Here is a 23,127-nt window from a genome sequence, read left to right on the forward strand (position 1 = left end):
ACGATCATGAGGTTGACGGCATCAAACGGGGTCCGGTGGCGCGGTGGAGGGAGTAGAGACAGAGGGCCGCTGCCGTGACGAGGGGGGCGCCGTCTCTGATCAGGCCGTCGGTGCCGAGCAGCCACCAGCACAGCGGCAGGTCGATCGCCAGGACGCCGAGGGTGACCACGACGAGCGCCCGGCGTGCCCATGCCTTGTCGCGCAGCAGGAACGCGGTGCAGAACAGCACGGCGTAACTGACCGCGATGCCCGCGCCGAACCAGAGGACCAGAGCCGGTACGGCGGACAGCCGCCCGTCCAGCACGGCACCGGTGGCGACGAGCGCCGGCACCAGCATCAGCGGGCTGTAGGTGAACGCCGCGACCCGGGCGGTGAGCAGCCAGCCGTTCGCCTGCGGGCGCTTCGGGGCGACCTCCCGCCAGGCGATCGTCCCGCCCTCGACGACCAGGCCCTTGCGGTGCCGGACCAGGTGGGCGCGGATCGTCTCGGAGCGGTACAGCAGCACCACCACGGCGACGCAGAGCGCGGTGAGCACGGCGAACCCGACCAGGCCGGGCAGCGCGGGCACCCCCTGCCGGGGCACGATCAGCCGCCCGACCGCGAAGATCGTGGTCACCGCCAGGATCAGCCCGAACGGCCGGGCACCCACCCGGCCGTTGTTCACGTGCCCGATCAGCAGCAGGAAACCGAGCGACCGGAGCATCGCCCAGCCGGTGCGTACGGCCAGACCGAACTCCTGCTCCGGGGCGTACCAGTAGTTCAGCAGCTCGACCACGACGGTGGCCGCCGCGGTCACGGCGAGCAGCGTGGTGAGCGCCCGGACGGCGGACGGCCGCCGGACCTCGACAGGTTCAGCGGCCGTCCTCATGGCATCCGATGTTGCCCGGTGCGGGCAACAGGCACACCTGTTACTTCTGCGGCTCCGCGTCCAGCCGGGCGCGCAGCGCGTCCAGCTCGGCCCAGAGCACGCCGGGGAGCTTGTCCCCGAACTTCTCGAACCACTCGGTGACCAGCGGCAGTTCGTTGCGCCACTCGTCCGGGTCGACCTTCAGCGCGATCCGGACGTCCTCCGGGGTCATGTCCAGACCTTCGACGTCGAGCGCGTCCTGCGCCGGGACCATGCCGATCGGCGTCTCCACGGCCTCGGCCCGGCCCTCCAGCCGCTCGATGATCCACTTGAGCACGCGGGAGTTCTCGCCGAAGCCCGGCCAGAGGAAGTTGCCCTCGGCGTCCTTCCGGAACCAGTTGACGTAGTAGATCTTGGGCAGCTTGGACTCGTCGCCGTCCGCGCCCTTGCCCATCTCGATCCAGTGCCGGAAGTAGTCGCCACCGTTGTAGCCGATGAACGGCAGCATGGCCATCGGGTCGCGGCGGACCACGCCGACCGCGCCGGAGGCGGCGGCGGTGGTCTCCGAGGAGAGCGTCGCGCCCATGTAGACGCCGTGCACCCAGTCGCGCGCCTCGGTGACCAGCGGGATGGTGTCCCGGCGACGGCCGCCGAACAGGATCGCGTCGATCGGCACGCCGTTCGGGTCGTAGTAGTCGTCGGCCAGGATCGGGCACTGCGTGATCGGGGTGCAGAAGCGGCTGTTCGCGTGCGAGGAGAGGCCCTCGCTCTCCGGCGTCCAGTCGTTGCCCTTCCAGTCGATCAGGTGCGCCGGCGGCTCACCCATGCCCTCCCACCAGATGTCGCCGTCGTCGGTGAGCGCCACGTTGGTGAAGATGGAGTTGCCCCGGTCCAGCGTCCGCATGGCGTTGGCGTTGGTCTTCCAGTCGGTGCCGGGCGCGACGCCGAACAGGCCGTACTCCGGGTTGATCGCGTAGAGGCGGCCGTCCTCACCGAACCGCATCCAGGCGATGTCGTCGCCGATGGTCTCGACCTTCCAGCCCGGGATGGTCGGCTCCAGCATGGCGAGGTTGGTCTTGCCGCAGGCCGACGGGAAGGCGCCGGCGATGTGGAAGACCTTGCCCTCCGGCGAGGTGATCTTGAGGATCAGCATGTGCTCGGCCAGCCAGCCCTCGTCGCGCCCCATCACGCTGGCGATACGCAGCGAGTAGCACTTCTTGCCGAGCAGCGAGTTGCCGCCGTAGCCGGAGCCGTAGGACCAGATCTCCCGGGTCTCCGGGAAGTGCGAGATGTACTTGGTCTCGTTGCACGGCCACGCCACGTCCTGCTGACCCGGCGCGAGCGGGGCGCCGATGGAGTGCAGCGCGTGCACGAAGTCCGCGTCGTCGCCCATCGCCGCAAGGATCGACGAGCCCATCCGGGTCATGATCCGCATCGAGGCGACGACGTACGGGCTGTCGGTGATCTCGACACCGAACATCGGGTTCTCGGCCTCGATCGGACCCATGCAGAACGGGATGACGTACATGGTGCGCCCGCGCATGCTGCCGCGGTACAGCTCCGTCATCGTCCGCTTCATCTCGGCCGGCGCCATCCAGTTGTTTGTGGGGCCGGCGTCCGCCTCGTCGACGGAGCAGATGAAGGTGCGCTCCTCCACCCGGGCGACGTCCGTGGGATCGGTACGCGCGTAGAACGAGTTGGGCTTCTTCTCGGGATTCAGTCGGATCAGGGTGCCGTTTTCGACGAGTTCGTCGGTGAGGCGGCGCCACTCCTCATCAGATCCGTCCACCCAGACCACGCGGTCCGGGGTGGTCAGTTCCGCGACCTCACGAACCCAGGCGAGCAGCTTGGGGTGGGACGTCGGGGCCTGATCGATACCCCGAACAGCAGCCGGAGCAACCATGTCACTTCTCCTTGTGGTCGACGCTGACCGATCTATGGGGTGCACGAGTTCCGGCGGGCTGGTGCGCCGCCTCGTGGAAACCTGGGATTGGGCTCAGCGTAAACCGGACTGCCCCGTCAGTCAGTGGGACTGGTTGTGAAGAACTGCACAAGGTACGGCCACGCTGCGGCTTCACGATCTGATACCCGCTTTCGCGCGCAGTTTCACGCAAATCCTGCGGTGAACCTTCGACGGCGCGGTCCGTCACCGGAGTGGCCGTGAAGCCCGATCACGGGCGCGTACGAACATGTCGCGAAAGACGATTCCGTGATGCGCTCCACAGATTCGCACAGCGCGTTACGCTCTGCTCACGGACATCGAGAACGGGCGACGCCTCCCCGAACGGGGCGGGCCGGTCGCGACGGCCGCGGCGAAGCCGTCGTGGCCGACTCGCCGTTGGAGTCCGCCCGGTTACCGGACAACCGGTACGCTCAGCGGGTGGCCGCGACGATGACCGGAGACCAACCGGGGGCTCCGCAGACCCGCCGGGGTCCGATCGGAGCACTGCGCGACCGCTTCGGCCACCTCATCCACGAGCTGAGCAAGTTCGCCACCGTCGGCGGGCTCGCCTTCGTCGTGGACTTCGTCCTCTTCAACTATCTGTCCAGCGGCCGGGACATGCCGCCACTGGCCGCGAAGACCGTCTCCACGGTGATCGCCGCGACCGTCGCCTTCCTCGGCAACCGGTTCTGGACGTGGCGGCACCGGCAGCGGTCGAACCCGGCCCGCGAGTACGCGCTGTTCTTCTTCTTCAACGCGGTCGGCCTCGGCATCGCGGTGGCCTGCCTGGCGATCAGCCACTACGGGCTGGGCGCGCTCTGGCCCGCGGTGTTCAAGACCCCCCTGGCCGACAACATCGCCAGCTTCATCGTCGGCACCGGCCTGGGCACGCTCTTCCGGTTCTGGTCGTACCGACGGTTCGTCTTCGTCGAGGCGGGAACACCTCCCGTTACGGCAACGAGCCACGACCGAGAGTCCGGGGCGTGACAACCCGCCCATCCCGACCCGCCGGGCCCAGCCGGCCCAGCCAACTGCCTAAGGTGTTCCGCATGCCTGGAGTCCGTCTGCTGCCCGAGCGCTGGCAGAAGTTCATCCACGAGGCGCTCAAATTCGGCATCGTCGGCGGCATCAACACCGTCATCAATTACGCCGTGTTCAATGCTCTCGCACTCACGGTTTTCCGCGACGGTCAGCTGAAGGCGACCGTGATCGCGACCATTGTCGCCACGATCACGTCGTATCTGATGAATCGTCACTGGACGTACCGTGATCGACCGAAATCGGCACTCCGGCGCGAATACGTCTTGTTCTTCCTCTTCAACGGCGCGGGCCTGGTCATCGAACTGGGCGTCCTGGCCCTGGCCAAGTACGGTCTCGGCGTACACGGCCTGCTCGCCCTGAACGTCGCCAAGACCATCGGCGTACTGCTGGCCACTCTGTTCCGCTTCTGGTCCTACCGGACGTTCGTCTTCCAGCCCGTCGCCAAGCACGCCGAGGAGACCTGGCACTCGGTCCCGCGTGACGAGTGGGACAACGTCGCCGAGATGGACCCGGTGGCCGAGCTGGCCGAGTCGGTCAGCGAGCTGGAGGAGGAGGAACCGCCTCCGGGCCGGCCGGCCGACTATGCGCCACCCCGGGGCCGCCCCGCACCCGCGGACGCCGGACTGGGCGGCGCGCTCGGCGCCGAGCTGGACGCCGAAATCGCCGCGGAACTCCAGCCCCGCCGCGCCCGCCGCTGAACGACGGAGAAGGCCGGCGCCCCTGACGAGGGGTGCCGGCCTTCTCCGTCGAACGGGTCAGGGCTGGTCGCGCAGGGACTTGCCCTCGGCCATGTCGGCCAGGATCTCGCGCATCTCGCCGTCGCCCAGGCTGTGCTTGTCGTGATGCGCCTCGACCAGCTCGTAGAGCTTCGTCTGCACCCGGTCCACACCCGGCACGTCGTGCAACACCGACTGACCGCGCTCACCGGCCGACTCGATGGTCAGCGTGCCGCAGCCGAGCAGCCGCTCCACGAAACGCTGGTGCATGGCGTGGTCGTTGATCCGGGTCAGCGGCAGATCCCGCCGGTTGCGGGACAGCACCCCCTGCTGGAGCAGCACCCGCTCGTTTGTGAACAGGTAGTGCGTGGTGCGCCAGACCAGGAACGGCCACAGCCCCAGCCACAGCACGAGCGCCAGGCCGACCGCCGCGATCACGTAGAGCGCGATCGTGCCGCCGCTGCCGTCGGGCAGCAGGAGCCAGCCCGCGACGACCGCCGCGACGGCGAGCACGAGCACCAGGATCGGCCGGATCAGGGCCTTCCAGTGCGGGTGCAGGTGTAACACGACGTGCTCGTCCTCGGTGAGCACGTCTTCGGGGAACGCCACGGCGGAACCTCCTCGCAGAACCGGACGCGCTGACCGTAACCGGTCGGCGCGTCCGCCCGGCATCGGCCGCGCGGACGGCTGCCAGTGGTTGTTAAAAGGGGGCCCTTCCTCTACCGGAGGCGTTAAGAGGGTGCCCTTCCTTTCAGCGCAGGTGCAGCACGTCTCCCGCGGCGAGCCGCAGCGTGTCGGCGTCCGTCTCGACCAGGAGCTGCCCGTCGGCGTCCACCCCGGTCGCGGTGCCGTGCGCCTCGCTGCCGTCGGGCAGCAGCACCCGCACCCGGCGGCCGACCGTGGCGCACCCGGCCAGGTACGCCGCGCGCAGCCCGCTGGCCTCCGCGTCGCCTCCGGCGTCCCGCCAGCGCTCGTACCAGTCGGCGAGCGAGCGCAGCAGCGCCCGCAGCAGCGGATCGCGGTCGGTGGCGGTGGCGCCGGCGAGCTGGAGCGAGGTGGCCGGCAGGCCGGTCGGGTTCTCCGGCAGCTCGTCGGCGCGCAGCGTCACGTTCAGCCCGACACCGACCACGATCGCGGGCGGCCGGTCGGTCTCCCCGGGCACCGCCTCGGCCAGCACCCCGGCGCACTTCGCGCCGTCCACCAGCAGGTCGTTGGGCCACTTCAGCCGCGCGTCCAGCTCGGCCAGCAGGCGTACCGCCTCGACCAGCGCGACACCGGCGAGCAGCGGCAGCCAGCCGTACGCGGTGACGGGCACCGGCGCCCAGCCTCGCTCGGGGACCGCCTCTCCCGGCCGCAGCAGCACGCTCGTGGCGAGGCCGGCGCGCGGCGGCGACTGCCAGACGCGGCCCCGCCGCCCCCGGCCGGAGGTCTGCCGCTCGGCGACCACCACCAGGCCCTCCGGCTCACCGGCCCGCGCCGCGGCCACCGCGTCCGCGTTCGTCGAGCCGGTCTCGGCCCGCAGCTCCAGCCGGTGCCAGGGCCCGTTCGGCGCGATCAGCGCGCGCCGCAGCCGGGCCGCCGACAGCGGCGGTCGGTCCAGATCGGTGTACGGCGAGCCGGGCATCCCGCCAGCCTACGGCCACCGGGCTCGCCGGTCGCCGGGAAGCGGTGAGGCGCACTGCACAGCCTCTTTCACCTGAACCATCGTTATATTCCACGGGTGACTACCGACACCGGGTTCAACATCCACACCACCGCCGGCAAGCTGGCGGACCTGGAGCGACGGCTCGACGAGGCGGTGCACGCCGGGTCGGCGCGGGCGGTCGAGAAGCAGCACGCGCGGGGCAAGAAGACCGCCCGCGAGCGGATCGAGATGCTGCTCGACGAAGGCTCGTTCGTCGAGCTGGACGAGTTCGCCCGGCACCGCTCGACGAACTTCGGGCTGGAGAAGACCCGCCCGTACGGCGACGGCGTGGTGACCGGCTACGGCACCGTGGACGGCCGGCAGGTCTGCGTCTTCTCGCAGGACTTCACCGTCTTCGGCGGCTCCCTCGGCGAGGTCTTCGGCGAGAAGATCGTCAAGCTGATGGACCTCGCCATGAAGATCGGCTGCCCGGTCGTCGGCATCAACGACTCCGGCGGCGCGCGGATCCAGGAGGGCGTCACGTCCCTCGGCCTCTACGGCGAGATCTTCTTCCGCAACGTCCGGGCCAGCGGCGTCATCCCGCAGATCTCGCTCATCATGGGCCCGTGCGCGGGCGGCGCCGTCTACTCCCCGGCGGTCACCGACTTCACAGTCATGGTCGACCAGACCTCGCACATGTTCATCACCGGCCCCGACGTGATCAAGACGGTCACCGGCGAGGACGTGGGCATGGAGGAGCTGGGCGGCGCCCGCACCCACAACACCCGCAGCGGCAACGCGCACTACCTCGGCACCGACGAGGAGGACGCGATCGAGTACGTCAAGGCGCTGCTGTCGTACCTGCCGTCGAACAACCTGGACGAGCCGCCGGTCTTCGACGCCCCGGCGGTCCTCGACGTCACCGACTCCGACCGGGAGCTGGACACGCTGATCCCGGATTCGGCCAACCAGCCGTACGACATGCACCGGGTCATCGAGCACGTGCTCGACGACGGTGAGTTCCTCGAGGTGCAGCCCCTGTACGCGCAGAACATGGTGGTCGGTTTCGGTCGCGTCGAGGGGCGCCCGGTGGGCGTGGTGGCGAACCAGCCGATGCAGTTCGCCGGCACGCTCGACATCGCCGCGTCGGAGAAGGCGGCCCGGTTCGTGCGCACCTGCGACGCGTTCAACATCCCGGTGCTGACCTTCGTGGACGTGCCCGGCTTCCTGCCCGGCACCGGCCAGGAGTGGGACGGCATCATCCGCCGCGGCGCGAAGCTCATCTACGCGTACGCCGAGGCCACCGTCCCGAAGGTCACCGTCATCACCCGCAAGGCGTACGGCGGCGCGTACGACGTGATGGGTTCCAAGCACCTCGGCGCGGACCTGAACTTCGCCTGGCCGACCGCGCAGATCGCGGTGATGGGCGCACAGGGCGCGGTGAACATCCTCTACCGCTCGGATCTGGCGAACGCCGACGACCCGGCCGCCGTGCGCGCCGAGAAGATCGCCGAGTACGAGAACACGCTCGCCAACCCGTACATCGCGGCCGAGCGCGGCTACGTCGACGGGGTGATCCCGCCGCACGAGACGCGTACCCAGATCGTGCGGGCGCTGCGGGTGCTGCGCACCAAGCGCGAGACGCTGCCGCCGAAGAAGCACGGCAACATCCCGCTGTAGTGCGTCGGGTGCCCCCGCCGGGTCGGCGGCGGGGGCACCGGCGTCAGCAGGCCGGGTTCGCGGCGCGGCACATCCGCTCGGCGGCGACCCGGGCCAGATCCCGCAGTGCCACGTCGTCACCGCCCGCCCCGGCGCGCAGCACCGTGACGAGGTCACCGACCCGCACCACCGCCTGGTCCCTCGGCGGGCTCCCGGCACCGAGCGGCGCTCCGGTGTCCAGCCGCCGGCCCTTCCCGACGGTGTGCCGCACGAGCACCGACTCGTCGCCGGCGAAGCCGCTGTCGACCGTCTGCCAGGAGTGGACGACCTCCGCCTGGATCCGCTTGCCCTTCCACTCCACCGGGCCCGCGGATCGCCATGTGCGGCAGGGCGCCAGCAGCGCGGGCAGCCCGTCGAACAGCCGCTCGCCGTCCTGCGCCGCGAGGCGGTAGACGTCCTGAAGGGCCACCGGCTGCCGTTCCGACGGGTCGCTGGTGCCCGGCCGCTGCCGCAGGAGGGTCACCGACCGCGAGTAGCGGGATCTCACCCACTCCGTCCGCAGGCCCTGGTCCTGCCGGCAGACCTCCAGCATCTGGTCCAGCCGGATCTCCTCGTCGAGTCCGGTGTCGTTCCACGGCGTGATGCCGGCCGGCCGCAGGTCGACCGGTTGCAGCAGCACCTCGGCGGGCACCTCCGCGGCGCTCCACGGGATCGCCGACTGGCTGGCGGCGACCGGCGCCGGTGCGGGTGCCGGTGCGGCGGCACGGCCGGCCGCCACGAACGCGGCACCGGAGGTGAGCGCCAGCACCGCCACCGCCGCGGCGGCCACCGTGCGGCGGCTGCGACGCCGGGCGCGTGCCCGCAGCTCGGCTGGTTCCGCCCAGCGGACGTCGCGCAGGTCCCGCTGCATCGCGTCGATGAATGCCAGGTCGTCGTCACGCATCGGCGGGCTCCTCCAGATCCACTACCGCGAGCAGTTCGGCCAGGGCGGCACGGCCCCGGGACAGCCGCGCCTTGACCGTGCCGACCGGCGCGTCGGTCTCCCGGGCGACCTCGGCCACCGGCATGCCGAGCAGGTAGTACAACGCGAGGGCGACGCGTTGCTCCTCGGGCAGCCGGCGCAACGCCGCCACCACCTCGACCGTGTCGGTGCTCGGCGCCGGCACGCTCTCCTCGGCGCCGTGGCGCAGGTAGGCGCGGGCCCGGCTGCGCAGGCTGCGCCAGCGGCTCACCGCGATCCGGCTGGCCACCACCCGCACCCAGGACTCCGGGTCGTCGTACCGGCGCACCGTGGACCATCGCTGCCAGGCCCGGATGTACGCCTCCTGCACGGCGTCCTGCGCCTCGGCGAGGTTGCCGGTGAGCACGAAGACGAAACCGAGCAGCCGTTGCCGGCTGCCCCGGTAGAACTCGTCGAACCCGTCGACGTCCGGCACCTGCTACCTCCCGAGTGACGGTCGCAGGGGAGACGCCTGGCGTACCGGGTGCGGTTGCCCGCTCAGCCGATCATTTTCTCCAGCTCGCGCAACGGGAAGCCGCCGGCGGGAATCCGGTCACGGACCGCCCGGCGTACCGCGACCTGCACCGCCGCGTTGGCCGGGGTGGGCACGCCGTGCAGGCGCCCGAGCAGCACGATCTCGCCGTTGAGGTGATCGGTCTCGACCGAGCCCGCGCCACGGGCCAGGCTCTGCCAGGTGGAACCGCCGGAGCGCTCCTCGCCGCCGACCGGCCGGTGCGACACCAGGTCACCGCGTTCGGCGGCCTCCTCCTCGACTGTGGTGTGGGCGATGCCGGCCGCCGCGAGCGCCGCCTCGCCCTCGGCGCGTACCCGCTTCGACAGCGACTCGGGCACGTCCCGGCCGAGCAGCGCCTGGAGGCCGTTGCCGAGGTTGGCGAGCAGCTTGCCGTACTTCCAGCGCATCACGTCGTCGCGGACCGGCGCGACGAACCCGGCGGCGGTCAGGTCGGCGGCGACCGCCCGGCTGGTGTCGTCGGCGCCGCTCGGATACCGGCCGATGTGCAGCATGCCGGGGTGCGGATGCCCGCTGGCGACCACCACGCCCGGCTCCAGGTGGGTGGCGGGAAGCCACACGCACACCGGGTGCACGCGGGCGAAGAGCCGCAGCGCGGCCGGCTCGTTGGCGACACCGTTCTGCGCCAGCACGACCGGCAGCCGTTCGCCCGCCGTGCCGCCGCCCTCGACCGGGGCGTCCGCCCAGGCGGTGAGCGCCGCCACGGTGTCCTGCGACTTCACGGTGAGGACCAGCACGGTGTCCGCCGGCAGCGGCGGCCCGTCCGGCCCGGCCACCGCCGGGAGCCGACCGGTGACGCCGCGGTCCGGCGTGCGCAGCGTCAGACCCCGCTCCCGCAGCGCGTCCAGGTGCGCGCCGCGCGCCACGAGCGTCACGTCACGGCCGGCCTCGGCCAGGAGTACGCCGATGGTGCCGCCGACCGCGCCCGCTCCGATGATCACGTATCGCACGGTCCGATTCTGCCCTGCCGGATGGCGGCCCGCTCCGCGACGCGGTGTGACGCGACGGTCAGGTGGTGAGGCCCGTCCCGGCCAGGATCGGGCCGGCCAGCAGCAGCGCGCCGGCGGCCAGCGCGCCCACTGTCACCAGCAGGAACAGGCCCACCCAGAACAGCGCCGGGAACGGCGTGATCCGGGCGAGCTGGTCGGCGTCGGACTGCGGCATCCGCCCCCGGGCGCGCTGGCGGTGCAGCTCGAACACCGGCCGTACGCCGCCGATCAGCAGGAACCAGACCGACGTCCAGGCGAACGCGGCCTGCACCTCGGGCGAGGTGTACCAGGACACGGCGAGCACCACGCCGCCGGTGACCAGCAGCGACAGCACGCCGAACAGGTTGCGGATCATCACCAGCATGGCCAGCAGCAGCGCCACCGCGAGCCAGAGCAGCAGCGTGATCCGGTTCCCGGCCAGCAGCCACGCGCCGCCGAGGCCGAGCAACGACGGTGCGACGTACCCGGCGAGCAGCGTGAGGATCATGCCGGGCCCGGTGGGGCGGCCGGCCGACAGCGTCAGCCCGGAGGTGTCCGAGTGCAGCCGGATGCCGTGCAGCCGGCGGCCGGTGAGCAGCGCGACGAGCGCGTGGCCGCCCTCGTGCGCGATGGTCACCGCGTTACGGGCGATCCGCCAGGGCAGCCGGGCCACGACCACCGCGAGCGCGACCACGGCGGTGACCACCACGAGCAGTGGCGGCGGGTCCGGCTGGGCGCTCGTCAGCGTGTCCCAGAGCGTGGTGAGACCGTCGATCAGGGGCATGGGCGGGGAGCCTACCGGCCCGAGCCGTGTCGCTCGACCGGCGCGCAGTCGCGGGCGGGCAGTGATCATCAGTCCCGCCCCCGACCTCCGGCATCAGCGGGTGGCGCGACGGCTGGCGAACGCGGTCGAGTCGGCGGCGGCCACGTTCTTCGTCTACAGCGCCGCACTACGTGGAGGATGCCGTCGCCAAGGCGGGCGAGACGCGCAGTGTCGCCGAGCCGTTCCGCTGGGCGATGGACCCGAGCGCCCTGCGCTGATCGGCAAGCATCGCGCCACCTGGGCGAACGACATCCGTCGATGAAAATTTCCTTTCCCCCTATTGCGATCGAGGGCACTAACCTCCAAAGATGGGCATCAATCAGTGGATGTCCCTCTGGAGGCAATCATGGCCCGTACCAGACTCTCCGTACGCCGGCTTCTCGCCGCCGGCCTGGCCGCCGCCGCCACCGCGGCCGTGGCCCTCGTGGCGACCGCCGGACCGGCCGCCGCCGCGACCACGCCCGGGATCGACGTCTCCCGCTACCAGGGCAGCATCAACTGGACCAGCGTCCGCAACTCGGGCATCCAGTTCGCCTTCATCAAGGCCACCGAGGGCACGAGCTACAAGGACCCGAACTTCAACGCGAACTACGTCAACGCGTACAACGCCGGGGTCATCCGCGGGGCGTACCACTTCGCCCGGCCGAACATCTCCGCCGGTTCCACCCAGGCCAACTACCTGGCCAGCAACGGCGGCGCCTGGTCGGCCGACAGCCGTACGCTTCCCGCCGCGCTGGACATCGAGGGCAACCCGTACAGCGGCGGCTACTGCTACGGCCTGAGCACCACCGGCATGCGCAACTGGATCCAGGACTTCCTCAGCACCTACCGCTCCCGCACCGGCCGGTACGCGGTCATCTACACCACCACGAGCTGGTGGAACCAGTGCACCGGCAGCTGGACCGGCCCGTGGGCCAACCACCCGCTGTGGCTCGCCCGCTGGGCCAGCGCCCCCGGCACGCTGCCGGCCGGCGCCCCGGTGTGGAGCTTCTGGCAGTACACCAGCACCGGCGCAGTCTCCGGGATCAGCGGCAACGTCGACCGCAACTACTGGAACGGTGACCGCAGCCGGCTGATCGCGCTGGCGAACAACACCGCCTGACGTACGCGCGACACAAGTGGGACCGCCTCCTCACAGGGGCGGTCCCGCTGTCGTCGTACCCGGTCAGGCTCTGCGGCGCGCGGCGGTCGGGACGGGCACCGGCGTGCGGCGCGTCAGGCGCCACGCCGCCACACCGGCGACCGTGAGCGTCAGCACGCCGAGCACCGCGACCGGCGCGGACAGGCCGGCGCTGATCAGGAGCAGTACGACGTCGCCGAGCGCAACGAGCATCCACAGTGCCAGCCGCGGGCCGGTGTACCTCCGTCGGTAACCCATGTCGCGCCTCCTTCCGTCGTCGGAGGATTCATACCCCCGACGACGGAAAGCCATGCGAGCGAGTTTCGTGACCGGCGGGATTCCCGATCAGTTCTTGCGGTCCGGCACGAAGCCCTTGGTGATGATCTCCCAGTTGGCCAGGTTGGCGTCCCAGTCCTTCGCGGGCACCTCCCAGCGCAGCGCGAAGCCCCGGTTGCTGGCGGTCGCCACACCACGGTTACGCACGTGGAAGCGGGTGTCGCCGTTGCGCGTCTCCAGCCAGTCCCAGTCGGCGCAGGTGCGGAAGTAGGGGTCGCACTTGGTGATGTCGACAAGCTTGTAGTCCCGGACGCGCGAAGCGCGGTACTTCTCCTGGCCCTGCCAGTCGGCGTACGCGTCCGGCTTCGGGTTCGGTGTCCACTGGATGAACAGCACCCGCCGGCTGCCGCCGACCTCGTAGAGCACGACGTTGTCGCTGCCCACCCGCGCCTGGAAGTTGTCCGGGATCGGCACCTTGAAGCCGTTCGGGCCGGTGTAGAGACGCCAGCCGGCCGGCAACGCGGCCGCCCCGGACGCCGACGGGCTCGCCGAGGGAGACGGGCTGGCCGACGCACTCGTCGCCGGGGCGCTCGGCGACGAGCTCTCGCTCGGCGCGGGCGGTGGCGCCGCCGACGCCGAGGTGCCGGCCGTCGGCTCACCGCCGTCGCCGTCGTCACCGTTGTTCAGCAGCGGCACGGCCACGACCAGGCCGACGAGCAGCAGCAGGACCAGAGCGCCGATCAGCAGGTTGCGCCGGTTGGGCGGGGCCTTCTCGACCGGCAGCACAGTGGCCCGGCCGGTCGACGGCGCCGGATCGGCGGGGTCCGGAGCCGGGCTGACCGGCGCGGAACCGGAAGCGGCCGGGCTGACCGGCACCGGCTCGCCGTCGAGCCGTGTCTCGTCGAGCGCCGGGTCGACGCCGTCCACCCGGGCCTCGTCGTCCACAAGCGTCTCGTCGGTCGAGGGCGCCGGGTCGAGCTTCGCCGTCGGGTCGGCGGGCGGCGGGGTCACCTTCGCGGTGGGCCCGGCGTCCGGAGTGGGCGCCGGCACCTTCGCCGTCGGGTCGGCGGCTGCCGCCGCCGTACCCCCGGTTGCGGCGACCCCGGACCCCGAGGTGGCCGCACGCTCCGCCTGGTCGGCCGGGCGCGGCGCGGGCACCAGCGGCGGGCGCGGCACGCGCGGACCGTTCGGCCCCGGCCGGCGTACGCCGTCCAGCAGCGAGATGCTCTTGGCCCGCCGCCCGGCGGCCTTGCGCAGCATGCGCTCGGCCACCTCGGCGGTGATCCGCTCGTCCGGGTCCTTGCGCAGCAGGCCCTGGAGCACCGGCTTGAGCGGCCCGGCGTTACGCGGCGGCGGCATCGGCTCGGTGGCGAGCGCGGCCAGCGTGGCGATCGCGGACGGGCGCGCGTACGGCGACTTGCCCTCGACCGCCGCGTAGAGCGTGGCGCCGAGCGACCAGAGGTCGGCCTCCGGCCCGGCCGTGCCGTCGCGGGCGCGCTCCGGGGAGATGTACGCGGGCGAGCCCAGCACCATGCCGGTGCGGGTCACGTTCGGGTCGCCCGGGATGGTGGCCAGGCCGAAGTCGGTGAGCACCACGCGGCCGTCCTCGCCGAGCAGCACGTTGCCCGGCTTGACGTCGCGGTGCATGATGCCCGCCTTGTGCGCGGCATTCAGCGCGTTCAGCACGCCGAGGCCGATCTCGACCGCCTTGGCCGGGGTGACCGGGCCGTCCTCGGCGATGGTGTCCTGCAACGACTTCGACGCCACGTACTCCATGACGATCCACGGATCGCCGTCGGTGCGCAGCACGTCGAAGATGCGGACCACGTTGATGTTGTTGAGGCGGGCGATCGCCCGCGCCTCACGCAGCGAACGTTCGCGCATCTCGCGGCGCTCGTCCGGGGTGAGACCTGGGGGTGGGACCAGTTCCTTGATGGCCACGTCCCGGTGCAGCACCTCGTCCCGCGCCTTCCAGACGCGGCCCATGCCGCCTTGACCGAGCGGCGTGAGAAGCCGGTACCGGTCGGCGACGAGTTGGGGGAGCGCGTTCGACATCGCAGAGAACCGTACCCGGCCGCTGCGACGCCCACACCGTCGGCACGCCACTGTACGCCGAAGGTCGAATTCACGACGCGTACCCTTGGGTCATGTCTGCCGAGGAGCCGCTGTTCCGGATCGTCCGTGGCGTGCCCACCGCCGAGGAGCTGGCCGCTCTGGTCGGCGCGATCGTGGTGCGCACCCGCCCGGCCCAGGCCGCCGCGCCGACCCCCGTGTCGCACTGGGCGCGCAGCGCGCGGCCCGCGCCGGCCGGCCCGATCGCCGGCCCCGGCGCGTGGCGGGCCTCCGGCCTGCCCCGCTGACGTCCCGTTCCGCCCGCGGCCCCCGTGTGGGGCTGCCGGGATCCCCGTGGAGCCATTAACCTCACTCAGGGAAACCGTGTGGTGACGGGCAGGAGGCTCGATGATCCCGGAGGACAACCAGCCAGCCGGCTGGCTGCGTGGCTACGGCGGCATCGAGGCTGACATCCGGCAGATGCGGGAGTTCGCCGACCGCCTCCAGGACGAGGTGACACGCAACTACGCGCCGCACCTGTCCTACATCGCCGACGACATGAAGGCCCCGGTGCCCAACCCGGCTGACGCCTTCATCGAGCTGGTGCAGTTCCTCCAGGCCCACCACGACACCCAGACGGCGGCGGTCAGCGCCGTGTGGGATCTCGCACCCGCGACCGGCCGGCTCGCCGACGCCGCCGGACGGATCGCCGCCCGCTACGACGACACCGACGCGTTCTCCTCCGCCCGCGTGGCGGACGTGGAACGAGCACTCGCGGGGCCGTCCGGCACCGTCGCCCGCCCGATGCCACCGATCGCCGACCCCACCGCCCCCGAACAGAGCCGGGTGATCCTGCCGTGATCGAACGAGGCAGCGGACGCACCTCCGGGCTGACCGACTGGCGGCTGATGGACGTCCTCAGCATGTGGGCGTGCGTGCAGGACCAGGACACCGCCGGCCAGTGGAAGCAGGTGGCCGGATGGCGCAAGGTCTGCGACCTCGCCCTGACCCACCTGAGCCGCCTACGGGAATACCGGCGCGGCCTGGCCGAGGCATGGCCGCCGCAGACCAACGCCGCCGCGCGGGCGTACATCGCCGAACTCGACCAGCTCATCGACCGCGTGCAGCGCACCCACGACGCCGCAGCCGCGAACTACGACGCGCTGGCGGCCGCCACCCGCGCCATCGGCAGCGCGCGGAGCGAACTGCAACCACTGCGCGAGGAGTACGAGAAGAAGCTGCGGCAGAAGCAGGCGTACGAGGCGACGATCGCCGACCCGAAGGCGGTGGCGGGCAGCCGTTTACCGGAGCGGCCCCCGGTGACCGACGACGACCTGGAGCAGTTGAACGTACGGGCGCGCGGGTTGATGACGGGGTTGAGCGGCGAACTCCAGCAGGCCCAGGTCATGCTCCAGCGCCCGCCGACTGTTCCTCGACCTGGCATCGAGACGAATAACCCAGATGTCTACGGGGCCAGTGGGGTAGCACCTGTTATCCCACCAATCGTTCCGGTTACCGTCGCAAGTTCGAGTCCAAGCCCAAAGCCAAAACCGTCTCCGCTTGGTGGCGCTTCCAGCCAAAGGCCACAAACTCCCCCCGCCGTAGGCATCGGGCCGATCCTTGGCAGCGCCGGTTCCACCCTGGCCCCTTCTCCAAGTACCGCCACACCGAACGCTCCGTCGGCTTCCCCATCGTTGCCCAACTCGGTTCCCCTGCCGCCGACCACTCCTGGCGCTCTAGGCGCTAACCCGTCCTTGCGGGGTCGGCCTCACCCTTTCACGGGCAGATCAGGTTCAGGCGAAGCGCCGAAAAACGCCTTCCCCCGCGCGCAGCCGAACGGATTGATCGGTCAACCGTTCGGCCCGGGTCCAGTCCAGCCACCGTCTCCAAATTCCTCTCCCCGCAGGGTGAATCCTGTAGGAGGCGTCATCGGCGGTGGCGGCGCCGGCACCGCGCCCACTGGCAATGCTGGATCGCGCCCCGGAATCGGGAGAAGCCCAGCGATGGGCCAAACAGGCGGGCCACCTCTTGGCGGTTATCCCCCCGCAAGTAACCGCTCCAGTCGCCAGAACGAGCCAGGTGGAGCCTCTCGAACATGGGATCTAGATCACCCCTGGGAGACCGATAAAGGGGTTAGTCCGGTCGTGCTGCCTCCGACCGACGACGGTCCGATCGATCCAGGACCAGCCATCGGTCGAGACCGTTGACTGATTCAGTATGCGCGTAGCCCTCTCAGTATTGGCCGCAGCCAGCTTCACAATTCAGGCAGTGCAGCCAGTCATGCCAGCGGACGCTACGCAAGTCCGAAAAGACCAGTGGCACCTAACCTTCCTCAAGGTAGATGAAGCCCATAAAATCACTCGGGGAGCGGGCGTCCTCGTGGCCGTCCCTGATACTGGCGTTGACCCTCATCCGGACCTCTCCCGTAATATCCTTAATGGCAAGAATGTCCTTAAAGGCACCGGAGATGGCTTACATGATGCGAACAGCCATGGAACCGCCATGGCTGGGCTCATCGCAGCCCATGGCTCTACCCGGGAAACCGGCGCACTCGGCATAGCACCCGAAGCCAAGATCCTCCCAATCATATCTTCCACATCAGACAACTACGGCGAGGCCGACAATCTCGCCGAGGCAATAGACTTTGCAGTCACGCAGCACGTCGGCGTTATAAGCATCTCGAGCGCTGGTGTAACAAGCGATAGATTGATTCACTCAGTGAGGAATGCCCTGGCCGCCGACATAGTCGTGATCGCAGGCGTTGGCAATCGCCCTGAAGCCGCCACGATCGGCTATCCAGCCGCAGAGGAAGGCGTCATCGCCGTAAGCGGGACCGATCAGGCCGGGAACCATGCCTCAATTGCAGTCACAGGATCTAAGATCGATGTCGCTGCTCCTGCTGTCGATATCTACAGCACGAGCTACGGCGGCAAGTACTCAAAGGGCACCGGGACCTCCAGCGCAACCGCCATCGTTGCCGGGGCTGCTGCTCTCATCCGCTCCAAGTACCCCAACCTCCCTGCTGCCGAAGTCGCCCACCGACTGACCGCCACAGCTGTCGACAAGGGACCACCAGGCCGCGACGACCAGTACGGCTACGGCGTCATCGACCTGGTCGCCGCGCTCACCGCCGACGTCCCCCCGCTCGGCTTCGAGTCCTCGAACGTCACCCCACCCGCATCGGTGGAGGCAGTCCCGGACAAGGGCGGCGACGGCAGCGGAACCGTACGCGGCCTCGCCACCCTGGGTGTGCTGGTGACGGCGGTCGGCGGGTACCTGTTCTGGCGTCGGCGCCGACGTGCCGACGACCCGCCGCCGAGGGTCAGCCGGTAGCGTCGGCGGGGTGTCGACCTCCGTACCGGTGCGCCTCGTGCTCGCCTCGCAGTCCCCTGCCCGCCGCAAGTTGCTCCAGGCCGCCGGGATCGAGCCCGACGTGCTGGTCAGCGGTGTGGACGAGTCGCAGGTGGTGAGCGATCGGGCCGAGGATCTGTGCCTGGAACTGGCCCGGTTGAAGGCGCAGGCGGTACACGATCGGCTGCGGCCCTCGCCGGACGAGCACACGCTGGTGCTCGGCTGCGACTCGGTGCTGGCCTTCGACGGTGAGATCCTGGGCAAGCCGGACGACGCGGCGGACGCCACCCGGCGGTGGCAGCGGATGCGCGGGCGCAGCGGCGTACTGCACACCGGGCACTGCCTGATCGACGTGACCCACGAGTCGCGTGCCGAGGCGGTCGCCTCCACCACCGTGCACTTCGCCGACATCAGCGACGACGAGATCGCCGCGTACGTGGCGACGGGTGAGCCGCTGGCGGTGGCCGGCGCGTTCACCATCGACGGGCTGGGCGGGGCGTTCCTGACCGGGATCGAGGGTGACCCGGGCACCGTGGTGGGGTTGTCCCTGCCGCTGCTGCGCCGGCTGCTCGCCGAGGTGGAGCTGAGCATCGTCGACCTGTGGACGAAGATCGCGCCCGGGGGCCAGGAGATCGAGCATCTCGGCTAACGTCCGGTCATGACCACGAAGACGCTGCCGCTCACCCCGGAACTGCACGCCTACCTGGTGGCCCACGGGTCCGCGCCGGACGAGATCGTCCGGGAGCTGGCCGAGGAGACCCGGGCGGTCCTGCCGGCCGAGGCGGTCATGCAGGTCGCGCCGGAACAGGCGGCGTTCCTGACGTTCCTGACCCGGCTGCTCGGCGTACGGCAGGCGGTCGAGGTGGGCACGTTCACCGGCCTCTCCTCGCTGGCGATCGCCCGAGGGCTGGCCGATGGTGGCCGGCTGACCTGCTTCGACGTCTCCGAGGAGTACACCGGCGTGGCCCGGCGCTACTGGGAGCGCGCGGGTGTGCGGGACCGGATCGAGCTGCGTATCGGTCCGGCTGCGGAGACGCTGCGTGAGCTGCCCCGCGAGCGTTACCTGGACTTCGCGTTCATCGACGCGGACAAGGTCGGCTACCCGATCTACTGGGACGAGCTGGTGCCCCGCATGCGTCCCGGCGCGGTGATCGCCGTCGACAACACGCTGCGCGACGGCCGGGTCCTGGCCCCGCGCGACGCCGACGACCGGGCGATCGCCGCCTTCAACGACGCGGTCGTCGCTGATGTCCGCGTGGAGGCGGTCATGCTTCCCATCGCCGACGGGGTCACGCTCGCCCGGGTGCGCTGAAGCCCTGCGGCTCTCAGGCCGGCAGGGCCGCCGGGCGCAGGGCACGCCCCAGCCGCACCGTGAGCAGCACCGCCACCGCGATGAACGCGGGCAGCAGCAGGAACGCCGGGTGCGGGCCGACCCCGTCGGCCACCCACCCGAGCGCCACCGGCGCGATCCCGAAACCCACACCCATCGAGTACGCCGACCAGCCCGCCGCCTTGTCGGCGGCCGGGCCGGCGACGGCCAGCGCGATCGAGATCGCCAGCGGGTAGTGCAGCGCGTTGCCGAGCCCGAGCACCACCAGCCCGGTGACCGCGAGCCAGCCGACCGTACTGGCCCAGAACAGCGCGAACCCGGCCAGCGAGACGGTGAGCGCGCCGAGCAGCAGCGGCACCGGCGCCCAGCGCAGCGCGGCCCGGCCACCGGCGATCCGGCCGGCGAACATGCCGCAGACGATCGCGGCGACCGCCGCCGACGCCCCGCCCGCGCTCAGCCCGGCGTGGGTCCGCAGCACGTCGGCCGTCCACAGGGACAGGCAGACCTCGATCGACCCGGTGACCGACATCAAGATCCAGGCGATCCAGTACGCGCGCGGCAGCCGCCCCGACGCCGAACGCTCCCCGGAGGCGGGCACCCGGGTGGGGGCGGCCACCGGTACGGCTGCGCCGGCAGCCGCGACAGCGGAGGCGGGTCGCGGCCCGCGTACCCGGAAAGCCAGGGCGGCGAGCGCGACCAGCGTGATCAGGCCGACCTCGACGGCCATCAGCGGTCGCCAGCCGAGACCGGCACCGACGCCGACGCCGATGACGAGCGGCGCCAGGATGCCCATGCCGGCGCAGGCGGCGTTGGCCTCGGTGAGCGCTGCCGGAGCGGCGGATCCGTGCCGGGCGGTGAGCACCACGTTGACGCCGCTGATGACGAGCATGCCGGCGGTGGCCACGACGGCTACGGCGAGGATGGTGGCCGGCAGCGGGCGGAGCAGGCCGAGCGCTGTGGCACCCGCGGCCACACCGGCGAGGCCGAGCCAGATGGCCGGGCCGCGCCCGAGGCGGCGGGCGACCGGGGCGAACAGCGCGCCGCCGGCGAGGGCGCCCACGGCGATACCGGTGCTGTGCAGGCCGGCGACGGCGGCGCTGGTGCCCTGTTCGTCGCGGAGCAGGGGTACGACCGGGCCGAACCCGTAGAGGAAGAAGCCCCAGAGACCGAGCTGGGCGTAGGTCAGCCAGGTGATCCGGTCACGGGCGAGGCGAGGCACCGGCCTGAGGCTACGCGCGCCCGGCCGGTGCCCCACCCCTGCTGAGATGCAGGTCTCCCCTGCTCAGCGGACGCTGCGGGCGAACTGGCGGGCGGCCCAGAAAACGCCGGCGGCGGCGAGTACCGCGATGATGCCGAGGCCCTGCCAGACCCGGTCGTTGCCCAGGTCGCCGTTGAACAGCGCGCGGGTGCCCTCGACCGCCCAGGAGAACGGGTTCCACTTGGCCACGCCCTGGAGCCAGCCGGGCGCGAAGGTGAGCGGCAGCAGGATGCCGGAGAGCAGCAGCACCGGCTGCGCGACGGTGTTCATCAGCGGGGCGAGCGCGTCCTCGCTCTTGACCTTGAGCGCGATGCCGTAGGAGACAGCCGAGGTCATCAGCGCGATGAGGGCGAGCATCAGGTACGCCAGGAGCAGGTTGCCGATGAACACGCGCAGGTCGAACGCGAGCGCCAGCAGCGTGATGATGACCGCCTGCACGATCAGCGAGACCACGTCGCGCAGCGAGCGGCCGAGCAGCAGCGCGAGCCGGCTGACCGGGGTGACCCGGGAGCGTTCGATGACGCCGGCGCGCAGCTCGGCGATCAGGCCGAAGCCCTGGAACAGGCCGCCGAAGATGGCCAGCAGCACGAGCAGGCCGGGCACGAAGATCTTGTACGCGGCGGCCTGGGTGGGCGCGTTCAGCGCCGGCTTGAGCAGCGGGGCGAACAGGAGCAGGTACATCACCGGCTGGAAGACGCCGACGAAGATCCACACCGGGTTGCGCAGGAGCAGCAGCGTCTGGCGCTGGAAGATCAGCCAGGTGTCGCGGGCGAGTTTCATGACAGCTTCTCCGGAGGTCAGGACTCGCGCAGCGAGCGGCCGGTCTTGGTGAGGAAGACGTCGTCGAGGCTGGGGCGGTGCAGCTCGATCGAGCGCAGGTCCAGCCCGGCGTGGTCGAGGCGGCGCAGCACCTGCGGGATGGCGGTGGCGCCCTCGTCGACGTAGAGACGCAGGCCGCCCTCGTCGACGGTCTCCAGCTTGCTCACGTACGCCTCGGTGTCGAGCAGTTCGGCGGCGCGCGGGGTGCTCGGGGCGTCCAGGCCGACGATCACCACCTCGCCGGAGATCTCCCGCTTCAGCTCGGCCGGCGTGCCCTCGGCGACCACCTCGCCGTGATCCATGATCGCGATGCGGTCGCAGAGCGCGTCCGCCTCGTCCAGGTAGTGCGTGGTGATGAAGACGGTCATGCCCTCGGTACGCAGCCGGCGGATCTCGTCCCACATGTGCGCGCGGCTCTGCGGGTCGAGGCCGGTGGTCGGCTCGTCCAGGAAGACGATCTTCGGCTCGTGGATGATGCCGAGCGCGATCTCGACGCGCCGGCGCTGGCCGCCCGAGTAGGTCTTGCACTTGCGGTCGGCGTACTCGGTGAGCTGGAAGGCTTCCAGCGCGCGCTCGGCACGGCGGTGCGCCTCGGCCTTGCCGATGCCGTAGAGGCGGGCCTGGAGCACCAGCTCCTCGCGGGCGGTCGACTCGTCCCAGGTGCTGCCGCCCTGGGCCACGTAGCCGATCCGGCGGCGCACCTCGGCCGGGTCCTTGCGCAGGTCGGCGCCGGCCACCGTGGCCTGGCCGCCGTCCGGCTCGATGAGGGTGGCGAGCATCCGCAGCGTGGTGGTCTTGCCGGCGCCGTTGGGCCCGAGGAAGCCGAAGATCTCCCCCGCGGCGACGTCGAGGTCGACGCCGCGGACCGCGTCCACGGTCTTCGTCTGGCGACCCTCGCGGGAGCGGTACGTCTTCCGCAGCCCCCTGGTCTCGATCATCTCTGCTCCTGGTCGTCCGGGCGGACCGAGTGGCCGCCGATCGTCCGCGAGGACGCACGGATCCCCCGCGATTCACGCCGAGGCTAACGCGATATAGCTTCTTTGGTCAACGTTGATTATGTCGTGTCACTCCGACCCGTCGGTCCAACCCGACCAGCCCTCGGCCCGTTCCATCCCATCGGGCAGGTACGACACTCCAGACTCGATCCGCTCCGCGATCCGCTCGCACCAGGCCGTCTCCGCCTCGGCGCGAGCCAGCCACAGCTCGAACATCCACCCGACGTGCACCGGCTTGCGGGTGCGCACCCAGTCCGAGTCGAGCGAGGCGCGCATCGACTCCACCCCGGCGCGCAGCAGGTTCGCCCGGTTGCGCAGCGCCGCCGCGGCCTCCTCGCGGGGCATCGCCGGCAGGAACGAGAACGCCGCCACGAACGGGTCCGGCGACTCGTGGACCTGCCACCACTGCGCCCGCAGCAGCGTCTCGAACTCGTCCTCCCCCTTCGGCGTCACCTCGTACGTGGTGCGCGCCGGACGCGCGCCCACCTGCTCGACCGAGACGGTCCGCAGCAGGCCCTCGTCGGTGAGCTTGCGCAACGCGTGGTAGATCGAGCCCGGTTGCACGTTCGCCCACTTGTCCGCGCTCCAACTGAGCAGCTCACGGCGCACGTCGTAGCCGTGCACCGGCTGCATCCACCTGACCAGTCCGAGAATCATCATCCGCGTCGCCGACACGGACGCAAGCGTAATAGGCAAGTTTGACTACAGTGCCGCATCCCACACTGAGCGATCGTTAGGCTCCGCAGCTCGGCCGCTAAACTCCCGGCAACGACC

24 protein-coding genes are annotated in these 23,127 nt (G+C 71.0%); 9 read left to right on the forward strand and 15 right to left on the reverse strand.

Going from position 1 to position 23,127, the window contains the following annotated elements:
- Window positions 1-4: 4 nt before the first annotated feature.
- Both AB0C17_RS14970 and AB0C17_RS14975 read right to left on the reverse strand, forming a co-directional pair.
- Complete coding sequence (locus AB0C17_RS14970; RefSeq protein ID WP_357381599.1) at window positions 5-868, reverse strand: hypothetical protein; 864 nt, start codon at window positions 866-868, stop codon at window positions 5-7.
- A 40-nt stretch (window positions 869-908) separates the two neighbouring features.
- Window positions 909-2,750, reverse strand: a complete 1,842-nt coding sequence (locus AB0C17_RS14975; protein WP_357381597.1) for a phosphoenolpyruvate carboxykinase (GTP) — start codon at window positions 2,748-2,750, stop codon at window positions 909-911.
- A gap of 489 nt (window positions 2,751-3,239) precedes the next feature.
- On the opposite strand from AB0C17_RS14975, the gene AB0C17_RS14980 reads away from it, so the two are divergent.
- Together AB0C17_RS14980 and AB0C17_RS14985 are read left to right on the forward strand one after the other, a co-directional pair.
- Window positions 3,240-3,776 (forward strand): GtrA family protein, encoded by a 537-nt coding sequence (locus tag AB0C17_RS14980; protein ID WP_357381802.1) that lies wholly within the window; start codon window positions 3,240-3,242, stop codon window positions 3,774-3,776.
- A gap of 62 nt (window positions 3,777-3,838) precedes the next feature.
- Complete coding sequence (locus AB0C17_RS14985) at window positions 3,839-4,528, forward strand: GtrA family protein (protein ID WP_357381594.1); 690 nt, start codon at window positions 3,839-3,841, stop codon at window positions 4,526-4,528.
- Window positions 4,529-4,585: 57 nt separating this feature from the next.
- Here AB0C17_RS14985 and AB0C17_RS14990 read toward each other — a convergent pair whose 3' ends face one another.
- Entirely contained in the window at window positions 4,586-5,155 is a 570-nt protein-coding gene (locus tag AB0C17_RS14990) for a PH domain-containing protein (protein WP_357381592.1), read from the reverse strand.
- A gap of 142 nt (window positions 5,156-5,297) precedes the next feature.
- Window positions 5,298-6,170, reverse strand: a complete 873-nt coding sequence (locus AB0C17_RS14995) for a biotin--[acetyl-CoA-carboxylase] ligase (RefSeq protein ID WP_357478896.1) — start codon at window positions 6,168-6,170, stop codon at window positions 5,298-5,300.
- A 96-nt stretch (window positions 6,171-6,266) separates the two neighbouring features.
- On the opposite strand from AB0C17_RS14995, the gene AB0C17_RS15000 reads away from it, so the two are divergent.
- Window positions 6,267-7,850: an acyl-CoA carboxylase subunit beta gene (locus tag AB0C17_RS15000; protein ID WP_357381588.1), complete on the forward strand. Its 1,584-nt coding sequence runs from the start codon at window positions 6,267-6,269 to the stop codon at window positions 7,848-7,850.
- A 43-nt stretch (window positions 7,851-7,893) separates the two neighbouring features.
- Here AB0C17_RS15000 and AB0C17_RS15005 read toward each other — a convergent pair whose 3' ends face one another.
- The 4 genes from AB0C17_RS15005 to AB0C17_RS15020 form a co-directional block, all read right to left on the reverse strand.
- Complete coding sequence (locus AB0C17_RS15005) at window positions 7,894-8,772, reverse strand: hypothetical protein (RefSeq protein WP_357381585.1); 879 nt, start codon at window positions 8,770-8,772, stop codon at window positions 7,894-7,896.
- Window positions 8,765-9,265 (reverse strand): SigE family RNA polymerase sigma factor, encoded by a 501-nt coding sequence (locus AB0C17_RS15010; RefSeq protein ID WP_357381583.1) that lies wholly within the window; start codon window positions 9,263-9,265, stop codon window positions 8,765-8,767. The genes AB0C17_RS15005 and AB0C17_RS15010 overlap by 8 nt, the downstream gene beginning before the upstream one ends.
- A gap of 62 nt (window positions 9,266-9,327) precedes the next feature.
- A complete protein-coding gene (locus AB0C17_RS15015; RefSeq protein ID WP_357478899.1) occupies window positions 9,328-10,311 on the reverse strand; it encodes a 2-dehydropantoate 2-reductase N-terminal domain-containing protein in 984 nt (327 codons plus the stop codon).
- Window positions 10,312-10,369: 58 nt separating this feature from the next.
- Complete coding sequence (locus tag AB0C17_RS15020) at window positions 10,370-11,113, reverse strand: M50 family metallopeptidase (protein WP_357478902.1); 744 nt, start codon at window positions 11,111-11,113, stop codon at window positions 10,370-10,372.
- A gap of 385 nt (window positions 11,114-11,498) precedes the next feature.
- Between AB0C17_RS15020 and AB0C17_RS15025 the strand changes: the two genes are divergently transcribed.
- A complete protein-coding gene (locus AB0C17_RS15025; protein WP_357381576.1) occupies window positions 11,499-12,254 on the forward strand; it encodes a GH25 family lysozyme in 756 nt (251 codons plus the stop codon).
- Window positions 12,255-12,317: 63 nt separating this feature from the next.
- Here the strand turns inward: AB0C17_RS15025 and AB0C17_RS15030 are convergent, their stop codons facing one another.
- Both AB0C17_RS15030 and AB0C17_RS15035 read right to left on the reverse strand, forming a co-directional pair.
- Window positions 12,318-12,530 (reverse strand): hypothetical protein, encoded by a 213-nt coding sequence (locus tag AB0C17_RS15030; RefSeq protein WP_357381573.1) that lies wholly within the window; start codon window positions 12,528-12,530, stop codon window positions 12,318-12,320.
- A gap of 87 nt (window positions 12,531-12,617) precedes the next feature.
- Window positions 12,618-14,603, reverse strand: coding sequence for a protein kinase (locus AB0C17_RS15035; RefSeq protein ID WP_357381571.1), 1,986 nt, complete (start codon window positions 14,601-14,603; stop codon window positions 12,618-12,620).
- Window positions 14,604-14,695: 92 nt separating this feature from the next.
- On the opposite strand from AB0C17_RS15035, the gene AB0C17_RS15040 reads away from it, so the two are divergent.
- Window positions 14,696-14,908, forward strand: a complete 213-nt coding sequence (locus AB0C17_RS15040) for an acyl-CoA carboxylase subunit epsilon (protein ID WP_357470062.1) — start codon at window positions 14,696-14,698, stop codon at window positions 14,906-14,908.
- A gap of 100 nt (window positions 14,909-15,008) precedes the next feature.
- Window positions 15,009-15,461, forward strand: coding sequence for a hypothetical protein (locus tag AB0C17_RS15045; protein WP_357478906.1), 453 nt, complete (start codon window positions 15,009-15,011; stop codon window positions 15,459-15,461).
- A gap of 292 nt (window positions 15,462-15,753) precedes the next feature.
- Here the strand turns inward: AB0C17_RS15045 and AB0C17_RS15050 are convergent, their stop codons facing one another.
- A complete protein-coding gene (locus AB0C17_RS15050; RefSeq protein ID WP_357478909.1) occupies window positions 15,754-16,044 on the reverse strand; it encodes a hypothetical protein in 291 nt (96 codons plus the stop codon).
- Between the two features lie 824 nt (window positions 16,045-16,868).
- Between AB0C17_RS15050 and AB0C17_RS15055 the strand changes: the two genes are divergently transcribed.
- From AB0C17_RS15055 to AB0C17_RS15065, 3 genes are read left to right on the forward strand one after another with little or no spacing between them, the layout of a single operon-like run.
- Window positions 16,869-17,933 carry a S8 family serine peptidase gene (locus tag AB0C17_RS15055; RefSeq protein ID WP_357478912.1) on the forward strand — a complete coding sequence of 355 codons (1,065 nt, stop codon included), beginning with the start codon at window positions 16,869-16,871 and terminating at the stop codon, window positions 17,931-17,933.
- Between the two features lie 10 nt (window positions 17,934-17,943).
- Window positions 17,944-18,600, forward strand: a complete 657-nt coding sequence (locus tag AB0C17_RS15060) for a Maf family protein (protein WP_357478915.1) — start codon at window positions 17,944-17,946, stop codon at window positions 18,598-18,600.
- A 9-nt stretch (window positions 18,601-18,609) separates the two neighbouring features.
- Complete coding sequence (locus AB0C17_RS15065) at window positions 18,610-19,263, forward strand: O-methyltransferase (RefSeq protein ID WP_357478918.1); 654 nt, start codon at window positions 18,610-18,612, stop codon at window positions 19,261-19,263.
- A gap of 13 nt (window positions 19,264-19,276) precedes the next feature.
- Here the strand turns inward: AB0C17_RS15065 and AB0C17_RS15070 are convergent, their stop codons facing one another.
- The 4 genes from AB0C17_RS15070 to AB0C17_RS15085 form a co-directional block, all read right to left on the reverse strand.
- Window positions 19,277-20,500, reverse strand: a complete 1,224-nt coding sequence (locus AB0C17_RS15070) for an MFS transporter (RefSeq protein ID WP_357478922.1) — start codon at window positions 20,498-20,500, stop codon at window positions 19,277-19,279.
- 63 nt (window positions 20,501-20,563) lie between these two features.
- Complete coding sequence (locus AB0C17_RS15075) at window positions 20,564-21,319, reverse strand: ABC transporter permease (protein ID WP_116503979.1); 756 nt, start codon at window positions 21,317-21,319, stop codon at window positions 20,564-20,566.
- 17 nt (window positions 21,320-21,336) lie between these two features.
- Window positions 21,337-22,296, reverse strand: a complete 960-nt coding sequence (locus tag AB0C17_RS15080) for an ATP-binding cassette domain-containing protein (protein WP_357381555.1) — start codon at window positions 22,294-22,296, stop codon at window positions 21,337-21,339.
- Between the two features lie 126 nt (window positions 22,297-22,422).
- Entirely contained in the window at window positions 22,423-23,013 is a 591-nt protein-coding gene (locus AB0C17_RS15085; RefSeq protein ID WP_357381801.1) for a PadR family transcriptional regulator, read from the reverse strand.
- Window positions 23,014-23,127 lie beyond the last annotated feature (114 nt).

Source organism: Micromonospora sp. NPDC048887, assembly GCF_040649715.1.
GTDB lineage: Bacteria > Actinomycetota > Actinomycetes > Mycobacteriales > Micromonosporaceae > Micromonospora.

Bases quoted from the DNA above. Each gene is read 5' to 3' on its own strand.
- AB0C17_RS15065 (WP_357478918.1), top strand. From the start codon at position 18,610: ATGACCACGAAGACGCTGCCGCTCACCCCGGAACTGCACGCCTACCTG.
- AB0C17_RS14995 (WP_357478896.1), bottom strand. From the start codon at position 6,170: ATGCCCGGCTCGCCGTACACCGATCTGGACCGACCGCCGCTGTCGGCG.
- AB0C17_RS15020 (WP_357478902.1), bottom strand. From the start codon at position 11,113: ATGCCCCTGATCGACGGTCTCACCACGCTCTGGGACACGCTGACGAGC.
- AB0C17_RS15080 (WP_357381555.1), bottom strand. From the start codon at position 22,296: ATGATCGAGACCAGGGGGCTGCGGAAGACGTACCGCTCCCGCGAGGGT.
- AB0C17_RS14985 (WP_357381594.1), top strand. From the start codon at position 3,839: ATGCCTGGAGTCCGTCTGCTGCCCGAGCGCTGGCAGAAGTTCATCCAC.
- AB0C17_RS15050 (WP_357478909.1), bottom strand. From the start codon at position 16,044: ATGCCAGGTCGAGGAACAGTCGGCGGGCGCTGGAGCATGACCTGGGCC.
- AB0C17_RS15030 (WP_357381573.1), bottom strand. From the start codon at position 12,530: ATGGGTTACCGACGGAGGTACACCGGCCCGCGGCTGGCACTGTGGATG.
- AB0C17_RS14980 (WP_357381802.1), top strand. From the start codon at position 3,240: ATGACCGGAGACCAACCGGGGGCTCCGCAGACCCGCCGGGGTCCGATC.
- AB0C17_RS15045 (WP_357478906.1), top strand. From the start codon at position 15,009: ATGATCCCGGAGGACAACCAGCCAGCCGGCTGGCTGCGTGGCTACGGC.
- AB0C17_RS14970 (WP_357381599.1), bottom strand. From the start codon at position 868: ATGAGGACGGCCGCTGAACCTGTCGAGGTCCGGCGGCCGTCCGCCGTC.
- AB0C17_RS14975 (WP_357381597.1), bottom strand. From the start codon at position 2,750: ATGGTTGCTCCGGCTGCTGTTCGGGGTATCGATCAGGCCCCGACGTCC.
- AB0C17_RS15035 (WP_357381571.1), bottom strand. From the start codon at position 14,603: ATGTCGAACGCGCTCCCCCAACTCGTCGCCGACCGGTACCGGCTTCTC.
- AB0C17_RS15025 (WP_357381576.1), top strand. From the start codon at position 11,499: ATGGCCCGTACCAGACTCTCCGTACGCCGGCTTCTCGCCGCCGGCCTG.
- AB0C17_RS15005 (WP_357381585.1), bottom strand. From the start codon at position 8,772: ATGCGTGACGACGACCTGGCATTCATCGACGCGATGCAGCGGGACCTG.
- AB0C17_RS15040 (WP_357470062.1), top strand. From the start codon at position 14,696: ATGTCTGCCGAGGAGCCGCTGTTCCGGATCGTCCGTGGCGTGCCCACC.
- AB0C17_RS15075 (WP_116503979.1), bottom strand. From the start codon at position 21,319: ATGAAACTCGCCCGCGACACCTGGCTGATCTTCCAGCGCCAGACGCTG.
- AB0C17_RS15085 (WP_357381801.1), bottom strand. From the start codon at position 23,013: ATGATGATTCTCGGACTGGTCAGGTGGATGCAGCCGGTGCACGGCTAC.